This is a genomic window from Agrobacterium sp. OT33, from assembly GCF_017313365.1.
GTDB lineage: Bacteria > Pseudomonadota > Alphaproteobacteria > Rhizobiales > Rhizobiaceae > Agrobacterium > Agrobacterium rhizogenes_A.
In genome coordinates this window covers 360727-382301 of the sequence record NZ_JAFLMZ010000003.1, presented here as the reverse complement: position 1 = coordinate 382301, position 21575 = coordinate 360727, and the positions used below count along the sequence as shown (strand labels likewise).

21 protein-coding genes are annotated in these 21575 nt (G+C 60.8%); 13 read left to right on the top strand and 8 right to left on the bottom strand.

What is annotated here, in order from left to right; genetic code table 11:
* The first annotated feature begins 14 nt into the window (after positions 1 to 14).
* Positions 15 to 1010 (top strand): 2-keto-3-deoxy-L-arabinonate dehydratase AraD1, encoded by a 996-nt coding sequence (gene araD1, locus JZX88_RS09370; protein WP_206913359.1) that lies wholly within the window; start codon positions 15 to 17, stop codon positions 1008 to 1010.
* Between the two features lie 199 nt (positions 1011 to 1209).
* Here the strand turns inward: araD1 and JZX88_RS09365 are convergent, their stop codons facing one another.
* Entirely contained in the window at positions 1210 to 1620 is a 411-nt protein-coding gene (locus tag JZX88_RS09365) for a VOC family protein (RefSeq protein WP_206913357.1), read from the bottom strand.
* 166 nt (positions 1621 to 1786) lie between these two features.
* Between JZX88_RS09365 and JZX88_RS09360 the strand changes: the two genes are divergently transcribed.
* Entirely contained in the window at positions 1787 to 2299 is a 513-nt protein-coding gene (locus tag JZX88_RS09360; RefSeq protein WP_110756200.1) for a GNAT family N-acetyltransferase, read from the top strand.
* A 63-nt stretch (positions 2300 to 2362) separates the two neighbouring features.
* Here JZX88_RS09360 and JZX88_RS09355 read toward each other — a convergent pair whose 3' ends face one another.
* The 5 genes from JZX88_RS09355 to JZX88_RS09335 form a co-directional block, all read right to left on the bottom strand.
* Positions 2363 to 2827: a GNAT family N-acetyltransferase gene (locus JZX88_RS09355; protein WP_206913356.1), complete on the bottom strand. Its 465-nt coding sequence runs from the start codon at positions 2825 to 2827 to the stop codon at positions 2363 to 2365.
* Between the two features lie 117 nt (positions 2828 to 2944).
* On the bottom strand, positions 2945 to 3541 hold the full coding sequence (locus tag JZX88_RS09350) for a bifunctional 2-polyprenyl-6-hydroxyphenol methylase/3-demethylubiquinol 3-O-methyltransferase UbiG (RefSeq protein ID WP_206913355.1): 597 nt from the start codon (positions 3539 to 3541) through the stop codon (positions 2945 to 2947).
* A 4-nt stretch (positions 3542 to 3545) separates the two neighbouring features.
* Positions 3546 to 4367 carry a transglutaminase family protein gene (locus JZX88_RS09345; RefSeq protein WP_206913354.1) on the bottom strand — a complete coding sequence of 274 codons (822 nt, stop codon included), beginning with the start codon at positions 4365 to 4367 and terminating at the stop codon, positions 3546 to 3548.
* A 21-nt stretch (positions 4368 to 4388) separates the two neighbouring features.
* Positions 4389 to 5330, bottom strand: coding sequence for an alpha-E domain-containing protein (locus JZX88_RS09340; protein WP_065113969.1), 942 nt, complete (start codon positions 5328 to 5330; stop codon positions 4389 to 4391).
* A gap of 3 nt (positions 5331 to 5333) precedes the next feature.
* A complete protein-coding gene (locus JZX88_RS09335) occupies positions 5334 to 6743 on the bottom strand; it encodes a circularly permuted type 2 ATP-grasp protein (RefSeq protein ID WP_065113968.1) in 1410 nt (469 codons plus the stop codon).
* Positions 6744 to 7229: 486 nt separating this feature from the next.
* On the opposite strand from JZX88_RS09335, the gene JZX88_RS09330 reads away from it, so the two are divergent.
* The 4 genes from JZX88_RS09330 (at position 7230) to JZX88_RS09315 (ending at position 10526) form a co-directional block, all read left to right on the top strand.
* Positions 7230 to 8126, top strand: a complete 897-nt coding sequence (locus JZX88_RS09330) for a DMT family transporter (RefSeq protein ID WP_065113967.1) — start codon at positions 7230 to 7232, stop codon at positions 8124 to 8126.
* Positions 8127 to 8204: 78 nt separating this feature from the next.
* Positions 8205 to 8822 carry a L,D-transpeptidase gene (locus JZX88_RS09325; RefSeq protein WP_065113966.1) on the top strand — a complete coding sequence of 206 codons (618 nt, stop codon included), beginning with the start codon at positions 8205 to 8207 and terminating at the stop codon, positions 8820 to 8822.
* Between the two features lie 240 nt (positions 8823 to 9062).
* Positions 9063 to 9452 carry a DoxX family protein gene (locus JZX88_RS09320; RefSeq protein ID WP_065113965.1) on the top strand — a complete coding sequence of 130 codons (390 nt, stop codon included), beginning with the start codon at positions 9063 to 9065 and terminating at the stop codon, positions 9450 to 9452.
* 165 nt (positions 9453 to 9617) lie between these two features.
* Positions 9618 to 10526 carry an EamA family transporter gene (locus JZX88_RS09315; protein WP_206913353.1) on the top strand — a complete coding sequence of 303 codons (909 nt, stop codon included), beginning with the start codon at positions 9618 to 9620 and terminating at the stop codon, positions 10524 to 10526.
* Between the two features lie 260 nt (positions 10527 to 10786).
* On the opposite strand, the gene JZX88_RS09310 is transcribed toward JZX88_RS09315, so the two are convergent.
* Positions 10787 to 12256, bottom strand: coding sequence for a DEAD/DEAH box helicase (locus JZX88_RS09310; RefSeq protein ID WP_110756192.1), 1470 nt, complete (start codon positions 12254 to 12256; stop codon positions 10787 to 10789).
* Between the two features lie 505 nt (positions 12257 to 12761).
* Here JZX88_RS09310 and JZX88_RS09305 point away from each other — a divergent pair.
* Entirely contained in the window at positions 12762 to 16433 is a 3672-nt protein-coding gene (locus JZX88_RS09305) for a response regulator (RefSeq protein WP_206913352.1), read from the top strand.
* 33 nt (positions 16434 to 16466) lie between these two features.
* Here the strand turns inward: JZX88_RS09305 and mnmD are convergent, their stop codons facing one another.
* Positions 16467 to 17222 carry a tRNA (5-methylaminomethyl-2-thiouridine)(34)-methyltransferase MnmD gene (gene mnmD / locus JZX88_RS09300; RefSeq protein ID WP_206913351.1) on the bottom strand — a complete coding sequence of 252 codons (756 nt, stop codon included), beginning with the start codon at positions 17220 to 17222 and terminating at the stop codon, positions 16467 to 16469.
* Between mnmD and JZX88_RS09295 the strand changes: the two genes are divergently transcribed.
* The 6 genes from JZX88_RS09295 to JZX88_RS09270 all read left to right on the top strand — a co-directional run bounded on the left by JZX88_RS09295 (position 17221) and on the right by JZX88_RS09270 (position 21575).
* Positions 17221 to 18444, top strand: a complete 1224-nt coding sequence (locus JZX88_RS09295; protein WP_206913350.1) for an FAD-binding oxidoreductase — start codon at positions 17221 to 17223, stop codon at positions 18442 to 18444. The two genes, mnmD and JZX88_RS09295, sit on opposite strands and share 2 nt — an antisense overlap.
* Before the next feature lie 96 nt (positions 18445 to 18540).
* Complete coding sequence (locus JZX88_RS09290) at positions 18541 to 19248, top strand: DUF1045 domain-containing protein (RefSeq protein WP_065113959.1); 708 nt, start codon at positions 18541 to 18543, stop codon at positions 19246 to 19248.
* A gap of 204 nt (positions 19249 to 19452) precedes the next feature.
* Positions 19453 to 20376: an allantoinase PuuE gene (gene puuE, locus JZX88_RS09285; protein ID WP_206913348.1), complete on the top strand. Its 924-nt coding sequence runs from the start codon at positions 19453 to 19455 to the stop codon at positions 20374 to 20376.
* A complete protein-coding gene (gene uraD, locus JZX88_RS09280) occupies positions 20376 to 20873 on the top strand; it encodes a 2-oxo-4-hydroxy-4-carboxy-5-ureidoimidazoline decarboxylase (protein ID WP_206913347.1) in 498 nt (165 codons plus the stop codon). Before puuE ends, uraD begins: the two co-directional genes overlap by 1 nt.
* A 52-nt stretch (positions 20874 to 20925) precedes the next feature.
* Positions 20926 to 21216, top strand: a complete 291-nt coding sequence (locus tag JZX88_RS09275; RefSeq protein ID WP_065113956.1) for a nucleotidyltransferase family protein — start codon at positions 20926 to 20928, stop codon at positions 21214 to 21216.
* Positions 21213 to 21575, top strand: coding sequence for a DUF86 domain-containing protein (locus JZX88_RS09270; RefSeq protein WP_206913346.1), 363 nt, complete (start codon positions 21213 to 21215; stop codon positions 21573 to 21575). The genes JZX88_RS09275 and JZX88_RS09270 overlap by 4 nt, the downstream gene beginning before the upstream one ends.

Genomic DNA, 21575 nt, shown 5'->3' with positions numbered 1-21575 from the left:
AGGAAGGAAATCCCGTGCTCATTTCACAGATCAAAGATGCCAGTGGCAAAATCACCGTTGCGGTTCGCGAAGAAGGCGGGCAGGCGCGCGCCGTCAAGGGTGCCGACTCCGTCTACGCGCTCGCCATGGAAGCCGCCAATGGCGGCAAGAGCCTTGCCGATGTCATTTCCGCCCATGGTCTGGGCGACGCCGTCGATCTCGAAAAGGCCTATGCCGAAGGCCGTTTCCTGCCGCCGATCACCCATCCCGATCCGGCGCATCTGCATCTGACCGGCACGGGCCTCACCCATCTGGGTTCGGCCGCGACCCGCGACAGCATGCACAAGAAGACCACGGAAGCCGCCGAGGAAAGCCTGACGGATTCCATGAAGATGTTCCGCATGGGTCTGGAAAACGGCAAGCCGAAGGCCGGCGAAAAGGGCGTGCAGCCCGAATGGTTCTACAAGGGTAACGGCCATGTGGCGGCTGCACCGGGTGCGGCGCTTACCTCGCCGTCCTTCGCGCTCGATGGCGGCGAAGAGCCGGAAATGGCCGGCATCTACGTGATTTCGGACAAGGGTGAGGCGGTGCGCATCGGCTTTGCCGTCTCGAACGAGTTTTCCGATCACGTCACCGAACGGATCAACTACCTCTACCTCGCCCATTCCAAGCTTCGCCCGGCAAGCTTCGGCCCGGAAATCCGCGTCGGCGCCCCGCCGTCGAATATTCGCGGCACCTCGCGCATCCGTCGTGGCGACAAGGTCATCTTCGAAAAGCCGTTCGTTTCGGGTGAGGACAACATGTCCCATACCTTCGCGAACCTCGAATATCACCACTTCAAATACGGCCTGTTCCGTGCGCCGGGCGACGTGCATGTGCACATGTTCGGCACGGCGACACTTTCCTTCGCAGACGGCATCAAGCCGGAAGCGGGCGACGTCTTCGAGATCGAAGCCGCCGGTTTCGGCCTGCCGCTGAAGAACCCGCTGGCCGTGGATGCGGAAGAAGAGATCGTGGTCCGCCAGATCTGATCTGCGGGTCGAGCATGAAAATGGTCGAGGGTAAGGGCGCCTTGCGTCCCCCCCTCGGCGTCATCCTCGGGCTTGGTCCGGGGATTTGCGATCGATTGATGTTACGCGACGTGGTTAGGTCCCCGGGATAAGCCCGAGGATGACGGAGAAGGGGATCGCGGTTTCTTTCTCGGCCCTTGTGTGACAGGTGGCTCGGACGTCACTCGAACCCCCACAGCTTGCCTTCCCCGACCTCCACCGAATTGCCCGCGGGATCGCGGATATAGACGGAATAGCTGTCATTCGGCCAGCGGTGGTAGTGCTCGAGGGGAATTCCGAGCGTTTCGAAGCGCGCCTTCCACGCGTCCACTTCCGATTTATCCTTTGCATAAAAGCAGAAATGGCCTTGCCCGACCGCACCATGGCGCGGGATCGGATTATCGGGATCGGCTCGGCCTGATTGCTGCGGATCGAAGATCAGCAACATTTGCCGGCCGCACCTGAAGAAGACAAATTGCCCGGGCAGTCTGCGCACCACCTCCAGTCCGAAGACATCGCGGTAAAAGGCCTCGGCGGTGTCGAGATCGTCCGTGTAGAGTGCTGTTTCCATAATGGCAGATGGTGGTTTCATCATCGTCCTCTTCCCAAGATGACAAATTTTCCCGTACCGTCAGATATCCATATGCCACAGCCATGGCGATGGGAACATTGTGGCGGCTGTTTCTCCGGTGCGGCGGATCGGCCATGGAGTCGGAACGGCTTACAGCACGGATGGCCGATGAGGGAAGGAGTTCAAGGTGGTTGAAACGAGCATAAGGCGCCTGACGGAGAAGGATGTGGACATCTTCCGCGAGATGCGGCTCGAAGCGCTTCGCACCGAGCCGGAGGCCTATGCGAGCAGCGCCGCGGACTGGGAGAAGCTGACGGCAGACGAATGGCGTACACGATTGGCCCAGAACAGTGTGTTTGCCGCGTTTTGGGATGATGCGCCGGTGGGGATCATGGGGTTGATGCGCCAGAGTGCCAGCAAGATGGCACACAGGGCTACACTGATCATGGTCTATGTGCGGGCCGAGGCACGGGGAACGGGCATTGCCCGCGCGCTTCTGGAGGCTGTGAAGTCTTTTGCAAAGGACAACGGCATCCGCCAGATCGAGCTTGCGGTAAGCGCTGAAAATCCTGTCGCTGCCAACTTCTACAAAAGGGCCGGGTTTTCGCAGATAGGATGTGTACCGGGTGGATTTCTGCACGAGGGCAGGGAAATCGACGATATCATGATGGCCTGTCGCGTCGATGCCGAAGGCAAATGATCGAATGAAGAGGGCGCCGGGAGGATCGCGCGGCCCTGCCGTTTCCGCGCCGGGTCCGGCCTCTCAGCCTGTTGTGTTGAACGTCAGCACCGTCAGATCGTGTTTGCCGACGCCGCGTTCCAGAACGGTCCAGCCGCAATTGATGTAACAGGTTTCGAGATCGCGTCCGCAGCAGAGATAGCTGGTCTGGTGGCCGAGTTCGGCGGCCCTTTGCGTCGCTGCCTGCATCAGGGCGCGTGCGACGCCTGAGCGCCGTCGGCCTTCTTCCACCCAGAGTGCTGCGACCCACGGCAGATATTGCGGCCGTTCCTCGAGGTCGCAATGGATGAGGAATGCGGAGCCGACATAGTCATCGCCATCATGGGCGACGAAACCGGTGGGCAGCGTGTGGGGGTTGGTCATGTCCTTCAGGTGTTCGGCGACGTCGCCGACCTGAAGGCCGCTATCCTGCCACCATGCCGTCCAGACCCGTTCGGCGATGACGGGTCCATGGGACTGGCAGTCGCGATAGTCGGAAATATTATACAAGGCCGTCTCCTGGCCGGCCTCTTTCCGTCAGGTTGAAGCCGGATCATGCTTGCAAGTCGATGCCGCGATTTAAACGGTCGGGAGACGCTTTCGCAACCGGCAGGTTCAGGAAATGGATCAGGACTTCGTTGCCGTCACATGCAGCCAGTCGGTCGGCATGTTGTCGTAGCCACTGCCCTGGCGGGCTTCGGTCTCGATGCTTGCCCAGTCAAACTGCCCGTAGAGATCTTCAAGCCAGGCTTTCGACGGATAGTTGTAATAACGGCCGAATGTGTCGCGGCCTTCGGCCTTTCCGGCCTTGAAGCTGGCGTAAAATACGCCGCTCGGTTTCAGCGCCGCGTGGATGCGGCCGATGATGCCGGCAAGTGCGGGGCGCGGCACATGCAGCAGGCAGGCATTGGCCCAGACGCCGTCATGGCGTTCACTGTCGTCGATATTCTCGAACAGCAAGGTCCTGACGGGAATGCCGAGCCGGGCTTCCGCCGCTTTCGCGATTTCGGGCGTTCCATCGGTGGGATGAACGTCGAAACCGGCGGCCAGCATGAATTCGCTGTCCTGCCCGCCGCCGCATCCCAGTTCAAGAATGCTCGCGCCCTCCGGCAGCCGCGCCAGAAATGTCTCCAGATGCGGACGGTCCGCCGCCTGCCCCCGGGCGGTGTAGGTGCTGGCATTATCGGTGTAGAAACCGATCGTATCCTCGTCCTTGGCGGCCATGGTCTCAGCTCTGCGACTGGCTCTGGCTCTGCGATTGCCGCACGGTGACAGACACGCTGAGTGTCTCGCCGGCCGGGCCGATGCGCATGCCTGATATCGGCGCGCAGTCGCGGTAGCAGAGGCCGGATGCGATGCGCACATAGCGGTCGTCCGGGCAGATATTGTTGGCGGCGTCGAAACCAACCCAGCCCAGCCCCTGAAGATACACCTCGGCCCAGGCGTGGGTGGCGGTCTGCTCCTCCACCTCTTCCATCATCAGATAACCGGAAACATAACGGGCTGGCAGCCCCATTAGCCGGGCGGCGGAAATCAGGATATGGGCGTGGTCCTGGCAGACGCCCTTGCCTGCTTCCAGCGCCGCTTCGGCGGTGGTTTCGATGTCGGTTGCGCCGGGCACATAGTCTACCTTGTGGTGAATGTTCTCCATGAGACTATGCAGGCGGGCAAGCTCGCTTTCGCCGGCGCTTGCCTTCACCAGCTCGCGCACCAGTTTTCCCGGCTTGGTCCGCGCAGTCTCGCGCTGGAAGAGCCACAGCGGCGCATTGCCGATATGGTGTCCGAACACGCCGGCCTTGTCTTGCGTGCTCACCGTGCCGCTTGCCACGACCTTCACACGCTTTTGCGGGCCTTCGGTTTCCACCAGCGCAACGCGGTTGCCGAAGTGGTCGTCATAGGTCACTTCGACGGTGGCACCATCGACCGAGACATCCCAGTTCTCCACCGTCTGGCCGGGGCCGGTCTGTGGCGTCAGGCGCAGCCGCTGCAACGCATAGGGCATCGGCTCGTCATAGACATATTCCGTCGTATGGGTGATTTTCAGACGCATAAGCTGTCCCCGTCCACGCGCTTATTGATAAAAGCGGTAGCCTTCCGTGATTTCCTGTCCCAGTTGCCCGTTGCGGTTGACGAATCTTTCCAGAAATTCGTGCAGGCCTTCATCCATTACCCGGCCGATGGTGGTCGCGCGCAGGCTGTCGCGAATGCTCTCGGCCGTGTCATGCGCCTTGTGCCTCTCGCCGTAATCCTCGGCGATGTAGTTGAGGTTGCTGGCGATCTTCTCGTAGCAATAGGCCAGCGAACGCGGCATGCGGCCGTTGAGAATGAGGAAGTCGGCAATATTGGCCGGCTTGTATTCCGCATCGTAGACCCAGCCATAGGAGCGGTGCGCCGAGACCGAGCGCAGGATGGATTCCCACTGCGCATTGTCAAGCGACGACCCCACATGCGCCACCGCCGGCAGCAGCACGTAATATTTGACGTCGAGAATGCGCGCCGTGTTGTCGGCGCGCTCGATGAAGGTGCCGATGCGGGAGAAGTTATAGAGATCGTTGCGCAGCATCGAGCCGTGGAAGGCGCCGCGCACCAGGCCGGCGCGATGTTTGATGACATCGATGGTCTGCGGCAGTTCGGCATGGTTGAGCTTGCGGCCGAGAATGTTCTTCAGCTCGATCCAGAATTCGTTGGTGGCTTCCCATGTCTCGCGCGTCAGCGCCGTGCGCACCATGCGGGCATTGTTGCGGCCCGCCTCGATGCAGGACATGACGCTGGAGGGGTTCGATTTTTCCCGAAGCAGATAATCGATCGCATCCGCCGCCGTCACCTTCTTGTGCATTTCAAGGAAGGCTTCGCGCACGCCCGCACTTTGCAGCACGCCATCCCAGTCCTCGTCGCCGCTGCCGCTGCGTGTCAATGAAACGCGCAGGCCCGCATCGATCAGCCGGGCGATGTTTTCAGCGCGCTCGATGTACCGGAACATCCAGTAGAGCCCGTTTGCCGTTCTGCCCAGCATGGCTTAATCCTCCAGTACCCAGGTGTCCTTGGTGCCGCCGCCCTGGCTGGAATTGACCACCAGCGAGCCCTTTTTCAGCGCAACACGGGTCAGGCCGCCGGGAATGATCTGCACCTTGTCCGAGACGAGCACATAGGGGCGCAGATCGACATGGCGCGGCGCGATGCCGTTCTTCACCATGATCGGCACGGTGGACAGCGACAGCGTCGGCTGCGCGATGTAATTGGCGGGACGGGCTTTGAGCTTTTCCGCAAACAGCGCCCGTTCGCGTTTCGTCGCCGTGGGGCCGACCAGCATGCCGTAGCCGCCCGAACCGTGGACTTCCTTGACGACGAGATCGGCGAGGTTGTCGAGCACGTATTTCAGGCTGTCCGGCTCCGAACAGCGCCAGGTCGGCACGTTTTCGAGAAGCGGCTTGCGACCGGTGTAGAATTCGACGATCTCGGGCATGTAGGAATAGATCGCCTTGTCGTCGGAAATGCCGGTGCCGGGGGCATTGGCGATGGTGATGTTGCCGGCGCGATAGACATCCATGATGCCGGGCACGCCCAGCGCCGAATCCGGCCGGAAGGTCAGCGGGTCGAGGAAGTCGTCGTCGACGCGGCGGTAAAGCACGTCGATGGCCTCATAACCGCGGGTGGTGCGCATCTTGACCTTGCCGTCCATGACGCGCAGGTCGGAACCTTCCACCAGTTCCACGCCCATCATGTCGGCGAGGAAGGAGTGTTCGTAATAGGCGGAGTTATAGATGCCGGGCGTCAGCACCGCGACGCGCGGCTTGCCGGAACAGCCGGGAGGGGCAAGCGAAGCGAGGGACTGGCGCAGGAGGTAAGGATAGTCCTCCACCCGCCGTACCCGGTTCTCATGGAAGAGTTCCGGGAACATCTGCATCATCGTTTCGCGGTTTTCCAGCATGTAGCTGACACCGGAAGGCGTGCGGGCATTGTCTTCCAGAACGTAGAACTGGTCTTCGCCGGTGCGGACGATGTCGGTGCCGACAATGTGGGTATAAACGCCGCCGGGCGGAGTGAAGCCGATCATTTCCGGCAGGAAGGCTTCGTTCCTCTCGATGATTTCGCGGGGAATGCGGCCGGCGCGGATGATTTCCTGCTTGTGGTAGATATCGTCGAGGAAAGCATTGAGGGCGAGGACGCGTTGTTCGATGCCCTGGGCCAGTTTGCGCCACTCACGTCCGGAGATGATGCGCGGGATGATATCGAAGGGGATCAGTTTTTCCGAACTGTCGGCGTGGCCATAGACTGCGAAAGTAATACCGGTTTTCCGAAAGATGTTTTCCGCGTCTTTTGATTTCTGGATCAGGTGCGACCTGTCCTGTCGGCTGTACCACTCGTTATAGTTTTCATATGGGCTTCGCGGAGTGTTGTCCGCATTTATCATTTCGTCAAATGCCAACTTCTATGTCCCCTTTTTTACCATATGAATACAAGGCCAAAGGCAATGCAAGAACTATGCGGACCTCCTCATGAAGATTTTTTGTCGCCCTAGAGTTTTAAAAAAGAAGCGTTTTTTCGGTTTCAGCCTATAAATGCGGCATCGTCGAAATGGTTGCGCGGCGGGGCGGCGTGAAAGGGCATGGGCGCGCTGTCCGTGCGCTGGGCGAATGCACAAAATTTACTCGTTCGCTTTCGGTTGATGGATCATGGAAGTCGCATCAGAAAATCTGAAAGATGCGATCACGAAAACGCCTTTGACCTTTGGCGACGATGGCGATACCGCCTTGGCAAACGATCCGGGCCTGACTGTCCTGACTGTGTGGTCCGCACGGCACCGGGTTCGATCATTCGCCTTTGTGCGTAGGCCGCAATATCAATTCGCTGCATGTCCTGCGTCCCGGGCAATGTCCGACAGGCGGTATCATGCGGCACAGGGGATGTTCCCATGTCGCTCGACCGCCTGGCTCCGGCCATTTTCGTCTTTCTCTGGTCGACCGGCTGGGTCACCGCCAAATATGCCGTCTATTATACCGGGCCGCTGACGTTTCTCTGTCTGCGCTATCTGCTGGCCGGCCTGATATTATGGGCGATCTGCCGGCTGTCCGCCATTTCGTGGCCGAAGCAGCGTGCCGATGTCCTGCGGGCGATCCTGTCCGGCGTGTTCCTGCACGGCATTTATCTCGGCATGATCTGGTGGGCGATAGGGCAGGGCGTGCCGGCGGCGATCGGCGGCATCATCGCCGGTCTGCAGCCGCTGATGACGGCTGTGGCCGCCCGTTTCATGATCGGCGAAAGGATTTCGCCGCTGCAGCGCGCGGGCCTGCTGCTTGGTTTTGCGGGTATCGCGATTGCCGTTCTGCCGAAGGTCATGGCGTCGGGTGCCTTCGGCATGTCCGTGCCGCTTTATGCCGTGGCGGTGAATGTGCTGGGCATGGTGTCGGTGACCTATGGCACGCTCTACCAGAAGAAATATGTCCATGGCGGAAACATCATGGCGGTGGCGACGCTGCAATATGTCGGCGCGCTGCTGGTCACCATCCCCTTCGCATTTTTTCTGGAGGACGGGCATGTGGACTGGAGCCTCGGGCTCGCGGCGACCCTCGGCTGGTCGGTCGGCGCGATCTCCATCGGCGCCGTGGCTCTGCTTCTTTATCTCATCCGGCGCGGGCAGGTGTCGCGCGCGGCTTCGCTGATTTATCTCGTGCCGCCGCTTGCCGCCGTCGAGGCCGCGCTGCTTTTCGGAGAAACGCTGACGCCGGCCATGATTGCCGGCACCGTTCTGGCGGTGACGGGGGTTTACCTTGCCAACCGCAAACCTGCCGCGTCGGTTGCGGCAGGTTAATTACTGCAACCTCATATTAGGGGTTTGTTAACCATAAAATTATACCTCTCGTTAATCCAAAGATTTGGCGGGGGTTATATGTCTATTTCACGTCGTGGTGTTCTGTTCGGATTGCCGCTGTTTCTGGCTGGCTGCGCCAATACCGGCATTGGCCAGCAAAGGTTGAATTATGCGGCAAAGCCGGAGGAGAAATTCCCGCTTCCCGCCATGCATCTCGACAAGGTCAAGCCGGAACTGCGCCGCCAGGAAGTTGCCTATGACACCAGCCATCCGGCCGGAACGGTTGTCGTGGATACGCCGGCGCGGCGGCTTTATTATGTTATGGGCGGCGGGCGCGCCATGCGCTACGGTGTGGGCGTTGGCCGTCAGGGCCTGGCACTCAAGGGTGACGCCTATATTGGCCGCAAGGCAGAGTGGCCCTCCTGGACGCCCACCGCGAACATGATGCGCCGTGATCCGCGCAACCTGAAATTTGCCGGCGGCATGGCAGGCGGCCCGAACAACCCGCTTGGCGCGCGTGCGCTCTACCTCTATCGCAGCGGCAATGACACCATGTTCCGCCTGCATGGCACCAATCAGCCGCAATCCATCGGCCACGCCATGTCGAGCGGCTGCATCCGCATGCTGAACCACGACATCATCGATCTCTATAGCCGCGTGCCGGTCGGTTCGAGGGTCGTCGTGCTGCAGGCGTGAGGTGAGGGCGGAGTTTTCCGCCTTTGCTGCATGAAAAAATATCTGAAGCCTTGAGTTGATTTCTCCGGATCGATCCAAATTTCATACGGTGAAATCAACTATTTGTAGAAAATCGACTTTTGCTTATTTTAGGTAGTCCTGCAATATCGGAAACGTGATTTCCGCTCTTGGGGGCGTGTATCCATAAACGTGCCAACGCGCCCTGCCGGCGCTTCATCACTTCAACGGGGACACATCAACATGGCAACTTTCGACAATCTCTCCCGCTACCGGCCTCATGCTCTTGCGGTCCTGCGTATCGTCGCAGCGCTGCTTTTCATCGAACATGGAACGCAGAAGCTGTTCGGCTTTCCGGCATCGCAGATGCAGGGTTCCCTGCCGACCCTGATGCTGGTGGCGGCGCTTCTGGAATTTGTCGGCGGCATTCTGGTGCTGATCGGCCTGTTCACGCGGCCGGTCGCCTTCATCCTGTCCGGTCAGATGGCCGTCGCCTATTTCATGGCGCATGCGCCGCAGAATTTCTTCCCGGCCCTGAATGGCGGCGATGCGGCCATCCTGTTCTGCTTCGTGTTCCTCTATTTCGTCTTTGCCGGTCCGGGAGCTTTCTCGGTGGATGAGCGCCGGGCCTGATCCGGCCTGCGGATCGTCATCGATTTCTTTCCTGAAGCCCCGCATGGTCAGGCCATGCGGGGCTTCTTTTTGAAAATGGGTGGAAACTTCGGCCGCCGCCGAAGCACGGATGGTTGTTTTCGGGTTAGGAACGGTTCATCCTGAACGCAGTTGGAAAATCGATCCGTGACCCCTCAGAACACCATTGCCCGCGAATTGTTGCTTCTCGCCCTGTTGTCCACGCTGTGGGCGACATCCTACACCTTCATCAAGATCGGGGTGGAGACGATACCGCCGATCACCTTCATCGCGTCGCGGACGCTGATTGCCGGCCTGCTGCTCGTGGCGGTAATCCGTCTGCGCGGGCTGCGGCTGCCGAAGGATCCTGCGACATGGCGGCTGTTCTTCATTCAGGCCTGCATCAACAGCGTCCTGCCCTTCACGCTGATCGCCTGGGCGGAACAGAGCATCGATGCCGGCCTTGCCGTCATCCTCAATGCAACGACGCCGATCTTCACCTTTCTTCTGACGGCGCTCGTCATCCGGCATGAAGCGGTGAGCGGGCGCAAGCTGTTCGGTACCATTGCCGGCATGACGGGGGTGTGCCTCATCATCGGCATGGAGGCGCTGAGCGGTGCGGGTGAGGCGATATGGAGCCAGCTCGCCGTGCTCACGGCGGCGTTTTCCTATGCCTGCGCGGCCATATTCGGGAAGAACTTCAAGGGGCTTGATCCGATCATGCCGGCCGCCGGTTCGCTGATCTGCGGCGCTGTGCTGCTTCTGCCAGTTAGCCTGATCGTCGACCGGCCCTGGACGTTGTCGCCCTCGGCGGCGTCGCTCACGGCGCTGGTGTGTCTCAGCGTCTTTTCGACCGCGCTCGCCTTCATGATCTATTTCCGGCTGATGCAGACGCTCGGCTCGGTCGGCACCACCTCGCAGGCCTATCTCAGGGTTCCGGTCGGTGTCGCCATCGGCATGGCGTTTCTGGGGGAGGTGCCGACACCCGCCATGTGGGTGGGTCTCGTCTGTGTGATCGCCGGCGTGCTGGCCATGACCCTGCCGTCACGGCGTCGACCGGCCACGCAGGGCGGGTGAGGGCAAAGAAAAACCCCGTAGGCCGGTGGCTTGCGGGGTGTGATCTGAAGGCGTCTCGGAAGAGAACAACCGCATAATGGACCGAGCGGGTGCCCCTTGTTTCTTCTCCCCGAGGGGGAGAAGTCCGCGGTAGCGGGATGGGGGCGTTCCTGCCGGATTTCGGAGAGCTTGCCCCCTCATCCGACCCTTCGGGCCACCTTCTCCCCGGCGGGGAGAAGAAAGTGCGGCAACGCCGCACCTCTCTGCCTACCAACTATGCCTTAACGGTTGCGACCGCGATGGCCGTTGCCGGAAGCGCGCTTTTCCTGGCCGTTGCCGCCGGCAGGTGCGTGGCGGTTGGCGCCGCTGCCGCCGGGCTTGCGGGCCGGGCGGCGGTGCTTGCGCGGGCCGGCCGGGCGGCCTGCGTCGCCTTCAGCCTGCTTCACGCGCTTGAAGTCGGAGGTGACTTCAAGGTCGTTATCCGCTTCGCGCGGCGCATGGTGGCGCGACGGGCGGGATTCGCCGTTGTGACGTCCGCCTTCGCGCGGGCCACGCTGCTGGCCGCCATTATTGTTGCGGCCACGATTGTTGTTGCCGCGCGAGGGGCTGGCCAGACCGGCCGGACGTTCGCCTGATGCGACCGGGATTTCGATCTTCATCAGCTTTTCGATATCGTGCAGCAGGCGGGTTTCGTCCGGTGCGCAAAACGCGATGGCGATGCCGTCCCGACCGGCGCGGGCGGTGCGGCCGATGCGGTGAACATAGGCATCGGGCACTTCCGGCAGGTCGTAGTTGAAGACGTGCGTGACGGCCGGGATGTCGATGCCGCGGGCGGCGACGTCGGTTGCGACCAGCACCTTGATGTCACCATCCTTGAAGCCCTTCAGTGCCCGCTCGCGCTGGCCCTGGCTCTTGTTGCCATGGATGGAGGCGACCTTGAAGCCGATATGTTCGAGATGCTTGTAGAGCTTTTCCGCGCCGTGCTTGGTACGCAGGAAAACGATGGCGCGGCCATCCGGGTTCTCGTTCAGCGACTTCTTCAGGAGATCGGTCTTGTCGTTCTTGCCGGCGACGAAATGGACATATTGTTCCACCTTGTCGGCTGCCTTGCCGGGCGGGGTTACTTCCACCTTGAGAGGATCGGTCAGGTAGCTGTGGGCCAGATCGGCAATCGCCTTCGGCATGGTGGCGGAGAAGAGCAGCGTCTGGCGCTTGGCCGGCACCATCTTCGAAATCTTGCGCAGATCGTGGATGAAGCCGAGATCGAGCATCTGGTCCGCTTCGTCAAGCACCAGATAGGTGACCTTGGAGAGCGAGATGGCGTTGCGGGCGATGAGGTCCAGCAGGCGGCCGGGGGTTGCCACGAGGATATCCGTGCCCTTTTCCAGCTGCAGCTGCTGCTTGTTGATCGATGCGCCGCCAACCACCTGGTTGATACGCAGCGGCGTCTTCTTCACGAAGGAGCGCAGGTTTTCGCCGATCTGGTTCACCAGTTCGCGGGTCGGTGCAAGGATGAGGGTGCGGCAGGTGCGGTTTGCCGGACGGTCCGCCTGCTTCATCAGCATTTCGATGATGGGCAGACCGAAAGCGGCGGTCTTGCCGGTGCCGGTCTGTGCGAGGCCGATCAGGTCACGGCCTTCGAGCAGCAGAGGAATGGCCTTTGCCTGAATGGGGGTAGGGGTCGTATAGCCAAGCTGGGTAACGCTGGCCACGATCTTTTCGGAGAGGCCGAGTTCGCTAAAACTGGTCAATATATTGCCTTTCGGGGCGCCAAAAACCCATCGTCCGGAGCAGTGCTGCTGTCCGGCGGTTTTGGCGTCAAGAACCCCGCGTGAATTGGGAACTTGTGGGTTGGAATAACTTTCTGCGCATCAGTGCGGCAAATGCCGTCTTCTGTATTCGTTGCGCTTTTCCTTCATGCGGGCCAGATTTCTCTTGGAACAAGTCGTTCTGGACATACGCTGCAGCTCACGCGGCTGCCGAAGGTGAAAGCTTGATCGGCATGTGGGCGTTTTGCGCGTTAAAGTCAAGCGATAGTTTTGTAACACGGCTGTCCGGCGGCGCATGGCAGCCATGCGTAGGGACGGCCGGCACCTGACGCCGTGCGGAGGCGGAGAGCGAATAATTATGGTTAAAAAAGGGTAACGGCGCCGTTGAATACATAGCAAATGGTGATTTTCTCACATAACGTTTTTGCGAAGCCGTCTGGAAATATTTGATTCGACAGACAGGGAACTGCACGGTGTGGAGTATCGATTGACCGAAAGCAGCGGGTTGCTGGAAAAAGCCTGCAGGGCCGTTGCCGCCCTGGACCTGCCCGCGTGCATCAAGGACAGCGAGCTGCGCTACCTCGTGGTCAATGCCGCCTATGGCCGGGTCATGGGACGCCCGGTTGCGGCCTTTGCGGGGCAAACGAGCTTTTCGCTCTCCGCCGACATTCGCGATACCGAGCGGGAAGACAGGGAGCGCCGCTCGCTGGTCTTTGCCACGGATGAGGTGATCGCATGCCATGGCGCGGCCTCCTCCGGTCCATACAGGCTTCGCTGCGAGCGCTTCACCGGCGATGACGGCAATCTTTTCCTGTTCGAAGCCTTCGAGGAGATGCCGGCGATTGCCGTGGAGGGATTTTCCGGCGGAGACAGCGCCTCCAACCTCCTGTTCGGCAGCGGGGTGATCGATCTCATCGACGCCGGTATCGTCATCTATGACCATGAAAACCGGCTGATCTATTGCAATACCCGCTTCATGGAATTCTACAGTGCCTTCGGTGTCGAACTGAAGCCCGGCATGCGGCTCGAAGCGCTGATGGAAGCGGTCTATTTTTCGAGCGGCTATAGTGGCGCGCAGGAAGACGATCCGGCCTTCGAAGGCTGGATGCAGCAGCAGCTACGGGATTTTTCCCTGCCCTATCTGGAAAGGGTGGAGCAGTTTGCCGATGGCCGGTGGGTGCGCATCGTCAACAAGCGGCTGGAAAACGGCATGCTGGTCGGTCTGCGCATCGATGTGACCGAGTTCAAGGCGCATGAGACGCTGCTCAGCACGCAGATCCGCGAGACCTGGCTGCTGCGTGCGGCGCTGGAACAATTGCCGGTGGCGGTCTTCCTGCGCGATCACGACAGGCGGCTGACCTTTGCCAATACGGCTTATGAGAAATTCGTCGGGGGCGATCTCGCACATTTTATCGGCAAGACCGAAAGCGAGATGTTTCTGGCGACCGGCGAGCAGTCCCGTCTTGAAAACGAGCGGCTGCTTGAAACCGGCGAGGCAATCGAGAAGGCGGAAACCCTGCCATTGCCGGATGGCGGTTCCCTTCCCGTCATTACCCGCCTTGGCCGCGTGGCGACACCTGACGACGAATATTATCTGGTCGGCTCGGTGACCGATGTCAGCCTGCTGCAGGACCGTGAAAATGCGCTGATCGCGGCGCAGGCCCAGGCCGAGGCGCTGCATCGCCAGCTGGAGGCGGTTCTTCACGCCCTGCCGGTGGGCGTGCTGCTTATCAATGCCGATCTCGTCATCGAATATGTCAATCCGTTCTTCTACGAGGTCTGGGGCGAAATCGGCGGTGAGAAGTCGCTGGTCGGCAAGAGCTATCGCGAATTCATGGAGCTGAATTTCGACAGCGGCCTCTACGACTACGGCGACATGTCTTTCGACGATCTCTACAGCCAGCGGGCGGAGCGGCTTCTCAGCAAGGAGGTTTTCGCCCCCCGCGAAGTGCGCAGCAAAAGCGGAAAGGTTACCGTCATCTCGAAAACCCGCCTCGATGGCGGGAAAATCCTCAGCACCTATGCCGACGTGACCGATGTACGCATGCGCGACGCCGAGATCATGAAGGCCAAGGCCGAGCTGGAGCGGGTCGGCGAATATATGCAGGGCGCCACGCGCGCCATGGCGCAGGGGCTTGCGCTCGTCGCGCAGGGCACGATCATCATGTCCAACGAGGCGATGGCGCGGATGTTCGACGTGCCGCCGCATCTGCTGGAAAAAGGCCGCAACTGGTCGGGTTTCTTCGCCCATTGCGCCAGGCGCGGAGATTTCGGCACCTCCGAGGAGGCGGCGGCAACGCTTGCCGCCTGGAAAGACAATATTGCCGCCAACCAGCCGTTTTCCTGGCTCATCCATGTCGCCGGCAAGACCTGGCTCAATCTGGAAGCGACCAACAGTTCCGGCAATTACTGGCTCGTCATCGTCACCGATGTGACCGAGATGAAGATGCGCGAGGAGGAATTGCAGCGTCTGCTTTCACGGGCGGAAGCGGCGGATCGCGCCAAATCGGAATTCCTGGCCAATATGAGCCATGAAATCCGCACGCCGATGAACGGCGTGCTCGGCATGGCGGAGCTTCTGGCAAAGTCCAATCTGGATACGCGCCAGAAGACCTTTACCGATATCATCGTCAAGTCAGGCAATGCGCTTCTGACGATCATCAACGACATTCTCGATTTTTCCAAGATCGAGGCCGGGCAGATGAAGCTGCGCAGCGTGCCTTTCGATCCGGCCGAAGCGGTGGAGGATGTGGTTTCACTTCTCTCCTCGGCGGCGCTGGAAAAAGACATAGAACTGGTCGTGCGGATCGACCCCTCGGTTTTCGGCAAGGTCATGGGCGATGCCGGGCGGTTCCGCCAGATCGTCACCAACCTCGTCGGTAATGCCGTGAAGTTCACCGAAACGGGGCATGTGCTGGTCGAACTTTCGGCGCAGTCGGCGGAAGCGTCGGAGACCATGCTCTCACTGCGCGTCGAAGACAGCGGCATCGGCATTCCGGCCGACAAGCTCGAAACCATCTTCGACAAGTTCAGCCAGGTGGACGGTTCGGCGACCCGCCGGCACGAGGGGACGGGACTGGGGCTGGCGATCACCGTCGGCCTTGTCGGCCTTTTCGACGGTTCGATCAATGTCGTGAGCGAGGTCGGCAAGGGATCGACCTTCGGGGTCAATATTCCGTTTCAGGTCACGGAGAGACGGCGCGATGTTCCGCTTCTGTCCGTGGCAATCGAGGATATCCGCGTGCTCGTCATCGACGACAACGATGTCAATCGCCGCATATTGACCGAGCAACTGCGCACATGGGGTATCGACGGCCATGCGGTGGAGGACGGCCCGTCCGGCATCGCCGTGCTGCAGGAGGCCGCGTCGCTCGGCTTTTCCATCGATGCCATCATTCTCGATTATCATATGCCCGTCATGAACGGGCTGGATGTGGTCGAGCGCATCAGGGCGGATGAGCGGTTCGATGACATCGCCATCGTGTTCCTGACCTCCATGGATGTGGTGGGTGACGAGACGCTGTTTACCGATCTCAACGTGCAGGCGCATCTGATGAAGCCGGCGCGGGCACGGCTGTTGCGCTCCACCCTGTTCGATGTGGTGCGCGATGTACGGCTGAAACGCGCCCGCTCGCAGCCTTTGGCGCCGGGGGCAGGCGGCATACCCGTGCGCCCGGAAAAGCGTCTGGCTGAAAAGAAACAGCGCATTCTGCCAGCGGCCCCGGCTGTTTCCGAACGCCGCCGGCCGAGCCTGATCGACGTGCTGGTGGCCGAGGACAATGACGTTAACCAGATTGTCTTCACCCAGATTTTGCAACAGGCGGGTTTGCGTTTCCTGATCGTCGGCAACGGCAAGAAGGCGGTTCAGGCGTGGGAGGAAAACAATCCCGCCATTATCCTGATGGATGTCTCGATGCCTGTCATGAACGGCCATCAGGCGACGCTTGCCATCCGCGCCGCCGAGCAGGCCGCTGCCGATGGCAGGCATGTGCCGATCATCGGCGTTACCGCCCATACCCAGGAGGCTGACCGGGAACTTTGCCTGCAGGCGGGCATGGATGATTATCTGTCGAAGCCGATCAGTCCTGAAATCCTCGAAGACAAGATCGCGCAATGGCTGGGGGATGCCATGCCCCGCCGTGACGCGCCGGGCGTCTGATCATCCGGCGCGGCGAGGGTCTTCGGAATTGCCTCAGGCGGGCCGTTTGGTGCCGCAGAGCATCTCCCGCTTTCCGGCAAAGCCCTTGCGGCGCTCCAGGTCAAAACCGGCGGCGATGAGGTTGCGGCGAACGAAACCGGCGGCGGCATAGGTGGCGAATGTGCCCTCCGGCGCCGTTTTGGCAAAGAGTGCCTGCATGATTTCCAGCGACCACATGTCCGGATTGCGCGCCGGTGCGAAGCCGTCCAGAAACCACGCGTCGAAACTCTCGGTGCTGTTGGAGATTCCGGTAAAGGCCTTGCCGCAGACCACTGTCAGGCGCGTCTCGCCATCCAGTGCGATCTCGACCCTGCCTTGCGGCTCTTCCGGCCAGAGGGCGACAAGCGCCTTGCGCTCAGTATCAATCTCCGGCCAGCGGGAAAGCGCCCGGTCGATCTCGTCCGCCTTCATCGGGTAAAGCTCGAAGGAGATGAAATGCAGCGTGGAGCGGCCGTTGCGCATCTCTTTCCACTGGCGCCATGTCTCGCAGAGATTAAGGCCGGTGCCGAAGCCCAGCTCACCGATGCGGAAGGTGCCTTCGCGGTCAAGCCAGCGCTGCGGCAGTCCGTTTCCGGACAGGAACACATGGCCGCATTCCAGCTTGCCATCCGTCTGGCAATAAAAATGATCGTCAAAGGCCAGCGAATAGGGCATATCCCCGTCACGCCAGTCGAGTGCGGTGCGGGTTTCTGCGGTGGCCGAACCGGTCTCTGCGCCAGTCTCCGGAATAGTGTCGTTGGAATTTCTCATGGCTAAAGCCGATAATCCCGCTTTCGAACAGGGTCAATCTCCAAGATTGGCGGCGTCAACATTGCCCCGCTCCATATCGCTGCTCATCGTTGGCGGCGGCATCATGGGGCTATGGGCCGCCGTCAAGGCGGAACGGCTCGGCATGGACACCCTGCTGGTGGAGGCGGAGCAGCTTGGCAGTGGCGCAAGCGGCGGGCTGCTCGGCGCCTTGATGCCGCATATGCCGGATCGCTGGTCGGACAAGAAGCAGTTCCAGTTCGATGCGCTTGTGGCGCTGGAACAGGAAATTGCCGGGCTGGAGGCCGAGACCGGGCTTTCCGCCGGTTATCGCCGCTGCGGCCGGATCATTCCGCTGCCCAAGCCGCATCTGCGCGGCATCGCGGAGCGGCACGAGCGGGATGCCGCGGAGAACTGGGTATCTGGCGAGCGCCGGTTCCACTGGCATGTCGGCGACAGGCCTCCGGTTACGGGCTGGGTTGACGAGGCTGCGGGAGAAGCGGGTTTTGTGTTCGATACGCTGGCGGCGAGGGTTTCGCCGCGTGCGATGGTGGCCCTTCTCTCGGCTTTTCTCCGCACAGCGCGCCACGTGCGGGTGGCGGAACAGTGCCGCGTCGTCTCGCTTGATTCCGCAAAGGGACGGGCGGTGCTGTCTTCGGGGGAAGAGATTGCCTTCGGCCATGCCATTGTCGCCAACGGGCACCGCTCCTTTCCGTTGATCCGCGATGCGCTCGGCCTTGCGGCCGGCGTTGCGCTCGGGCAGGCGGTGAAGGGGCAGGCGGCGCTTCTCGATGCGGCGGTTGACCCGGCCATGCCGGTCGTGTTCCTGAACGGTCGTTACATCGTGCCCCATGAGGATGGTACCGTCGCCATCGGCAGTACCAGCGAAGATTGTTTCTCTGAGCCTTTCAGCACCGACGAAAAGCTGGAAAAGCTGCTTGCCGACGCCTGTGCGGTGGTGCCGTCTCTCGGCCGTGCGCCGGTGCTCGAACGCTGGGCCGGATTGCGGCCGAAGGCGGTGGGACGGGACCCGATGGTGGGCTCGATTGCCGGCCATCCGAAGCTCGTCGCGCTGTCCGGCGGCTTCAAGGTCAGCTTCGGTCTTGCCCATTTTCTCGCCGGCGCGGCGCTGCAAACCGTTGGTGGGGGGACGCCCTCCCTGCCGTCCGGGTTCGGCCTTCAACAACACGTGAATATTGCCCTCGCGGACTTTAGAAAGTTCTGATCAGGCCGCTTACGTCGTTAATCTGTCACGCAAATCACTTATTTGCTGGCCTGCAACGAGGCCGGTTTGTCCGCTTTTGCGGCGAGGTGACAGCGCATGCGATACGCCATTCATTTCACGCCTTCTCCCAATGACCCCCTGACGCAGGCGGCCGCCGCGTGGTTGGGGCGCGATGCCTATTCCGGTCAGGCGGTGGAACCGCCGGGCATGATCGATCTCGGCATGCAGGAGATTTCGTACCACACGGCGCTGCCGCGCCGTTACGGTTTTCACGGCACGATCAAGGCGCCTTTCCGGCTTGCCGAGGGCCACTCCGAGGCCGCGCTTTTGCGCGACCTGATGTATTTTTCCGGCAAGCAGGACCCTTTCACGCTTCCACAACTCGTGGTGGCAAGGCATGGGAATGTCTTCAGCCTCGTCCCCGAGCGCCCTTGCGAAGTGCTGCATTTTTTTGCCGCCCGCGTGGTGCAGGAATTCGACCGTTACCGCGCGCCGCTGTCCGAGGCGGAAATCGAGCGGGCGGACCCGGACCGGCTTTCGGCATCGCAGCTCACCAATCTGCATCGCTGGGGCAGCCCGCATGTGATGGACGAGTTCCGGTTCCAGATGTCGCTGACGGGCGGTGTCGAACCGGCCAGTAGCCAGAGGATCGAGCGCGCCGTGCGCAAGGTTTTCGAGCCGCTGCTGACCCGCGAGCTGCAATTTTCCAGCCTTGCCCTCTTCATCGAGGATGAACCGGGTGCGCCCTTCCGGGTGCATTCGCTGCATCCCATGGGCCGCGTTTCCGCCCGCAAGATCGCCTGAGAAACGGCTGCCCTCAATCGTATACAAAAAAGCTTCGGAATGTCGGCAAAATTGATCTCGACATTCCGGATGCGGATGATACCGTTCGGCATCGCATATCCGAAGTTTGCGCCGTTTCCCCATTCCGGGGCCGGCGCGCTTTGGAGATTTGTTTATGTCTCCCGAAATCGGTTTCCGCCGGGGAGAGATGTCTTGGGTGGCTGAATGATTTCCGACAATTACTCCCGCAATCTGGTGGGCTATGGCCGTCACGTTCCCGATCCGAAATGGCCGGGCGGCGCGCGTATCGCCGTGCAATTCGTCATCAATTATGAGGAGGGTGGCGAAAGCTGCATTCTCGATAATGACAAGGCCTCGGAATCGCTGCTGTCGGAAATCGTCGGTGCCCAGCCCTGGCCGGGCCAGCGCAACCTGAACATGGAATCAATCTATGAATATGGCTCGCGCGCCGGCTTCTGGCGGCTGTGGCGCATGTTCACAAGTCTTGGTGTCACCACCACCGTTTATGGCGTGACCGCCGCCATGGCCCGCAATCCGGAAGCCGTCGCGGCCATGAAGGAAGCGGGCTGGGAAATTGCCAGCCACGGTTATCGCTGGCTGGAATATAAGGATTTCTCCGAAGAGGAAGAGCGCAAGCATATAACCGAAGCGGTGCGCCTGCATAAGGAGGTGACCGGTGAGCGGCCCTACGGCATGTATCAGGGCAAGCCTTCGGACAATACGCTGCGCCTCGTCATGGAAGAGGGCGGTTTTCTCTATTCGTCCGATTCCTATGCCGACGATCTGCCCTATTGGGTGAAGGGCGCGAAAGAAGAGCCTTTCCTGATCATTCCCTACACGCTTGAAACCAACGACATGCGTTTCGCCACGCCGCAGGGTTTTAATTCCGGTGACCAGTTCTTCACCTATCTGAAAGACGCCTTCGATGTGCTTTATCAGGAAGGCGCGGAAGGCGCGCCGAAAATGATGAGCGTCGGTCTGCATTGCCGCCTTGTCGGTCGCCCCGGCCGCACGGCGGCTCTTCGCCGTTTCATCGAATATGTGCTCAGCCATGAGAAAGTGTGGATCCCGCAGCGGATCGAGATCGCCCGGCACTGGCATGAACATCACAAGCCGGTGGCTCCGTGATGTCGGCGCGGCAGGAATTTGTCGCCCGTTTTGGTGGCGTGTTCGAACATTCGCCCTTCATCGCCGAGCGGGCCTATGATGCTGGTGTAGACGACGGGGATTTGACGGCGAAGGTGGTTCATGGCGCACTCGTCGCGCAGTTTCGTGCCGCTTCCGAGGCCGAAAGGCTTGGCGTGTTGTGGGCGCATCCGGATCTTGCCGGCAAGCTGGCGATTGCGGGCGAGCTGACGGCCGATAGCCGCAACGAACAGGCAGGTGCGGGGCTCGATCGGCTTTCGCCGGCGGAACATGCGCGTTTTACCGCGTTGAACAGCGCCTATACCCAAAAATTCGGCTTTCCCTTCATCATCGCGGTCAAGGGGCTGAACAGGCACGATATTCTTTCCGCTTTCGAGACCCGCATCGGCAATGATACGGCGCAAGAGTTCGCGACCGCGACGGCGCAGGTGGAAAAGATCGCCTGGCTGCGCCTTTCTGCAATGTTGCCGGAGGGCTGAATTGGCGAGCGGTGGCCGTTCTGCTAGGATCGTGCTGTCTGGAGATAAGATCATGAGACCCTCCGAGGTGCTGGAAAAGAACAGGGAAGCGATCCGCGAAGCGACGAAGCGCTTCAACGCGGCAAACCCGCGCGTGTTCGGTTCCGTCGCCCGCGGTGAGGACCGGCCGGACAGCGATCTCGATATTCTGGTGGATGCATTGCCGGGCACGACACTGTTTGATCTCGGCGGTTTGCTGGAGGAACTGAAGGCGCTGCTTGGTGTCGAGGTCGACGTCGTCACCTCAGGCGGTCTGCATTCGGATATAAAGGCGCGCGTGCTGAAGGAAGCCAAAGCGGTATGAGTACGGATCGGCTTCTGCTCTATCTGAAGGAGATGGATGTCGCCGCGTCCAGAATACGGGGTTTCATTCAGGACATGGATGAGGCCGCTTTTTCCTCCGACACGCGTACGCAGATGGCGGTCATGATGGGTCTTGCCCTGATTGGCGAGGCGGTTGCCAAACTCGACAAGCACTACCCCGCGTTTTTACAGCAGCACCCGGAAATCCCCTGGATCAAGATGAAGGGTATGCGCAATCTGATCGTGCATGATTATTTCCGGGCGGAGCTCTCGGTCGTCTGGAAAACGATAACGCAGAGCATTCCGGATTTACAGGCGCGTCTCTCCCTCCTCAGAAACTGGCATGCCCAAGGTGAATGA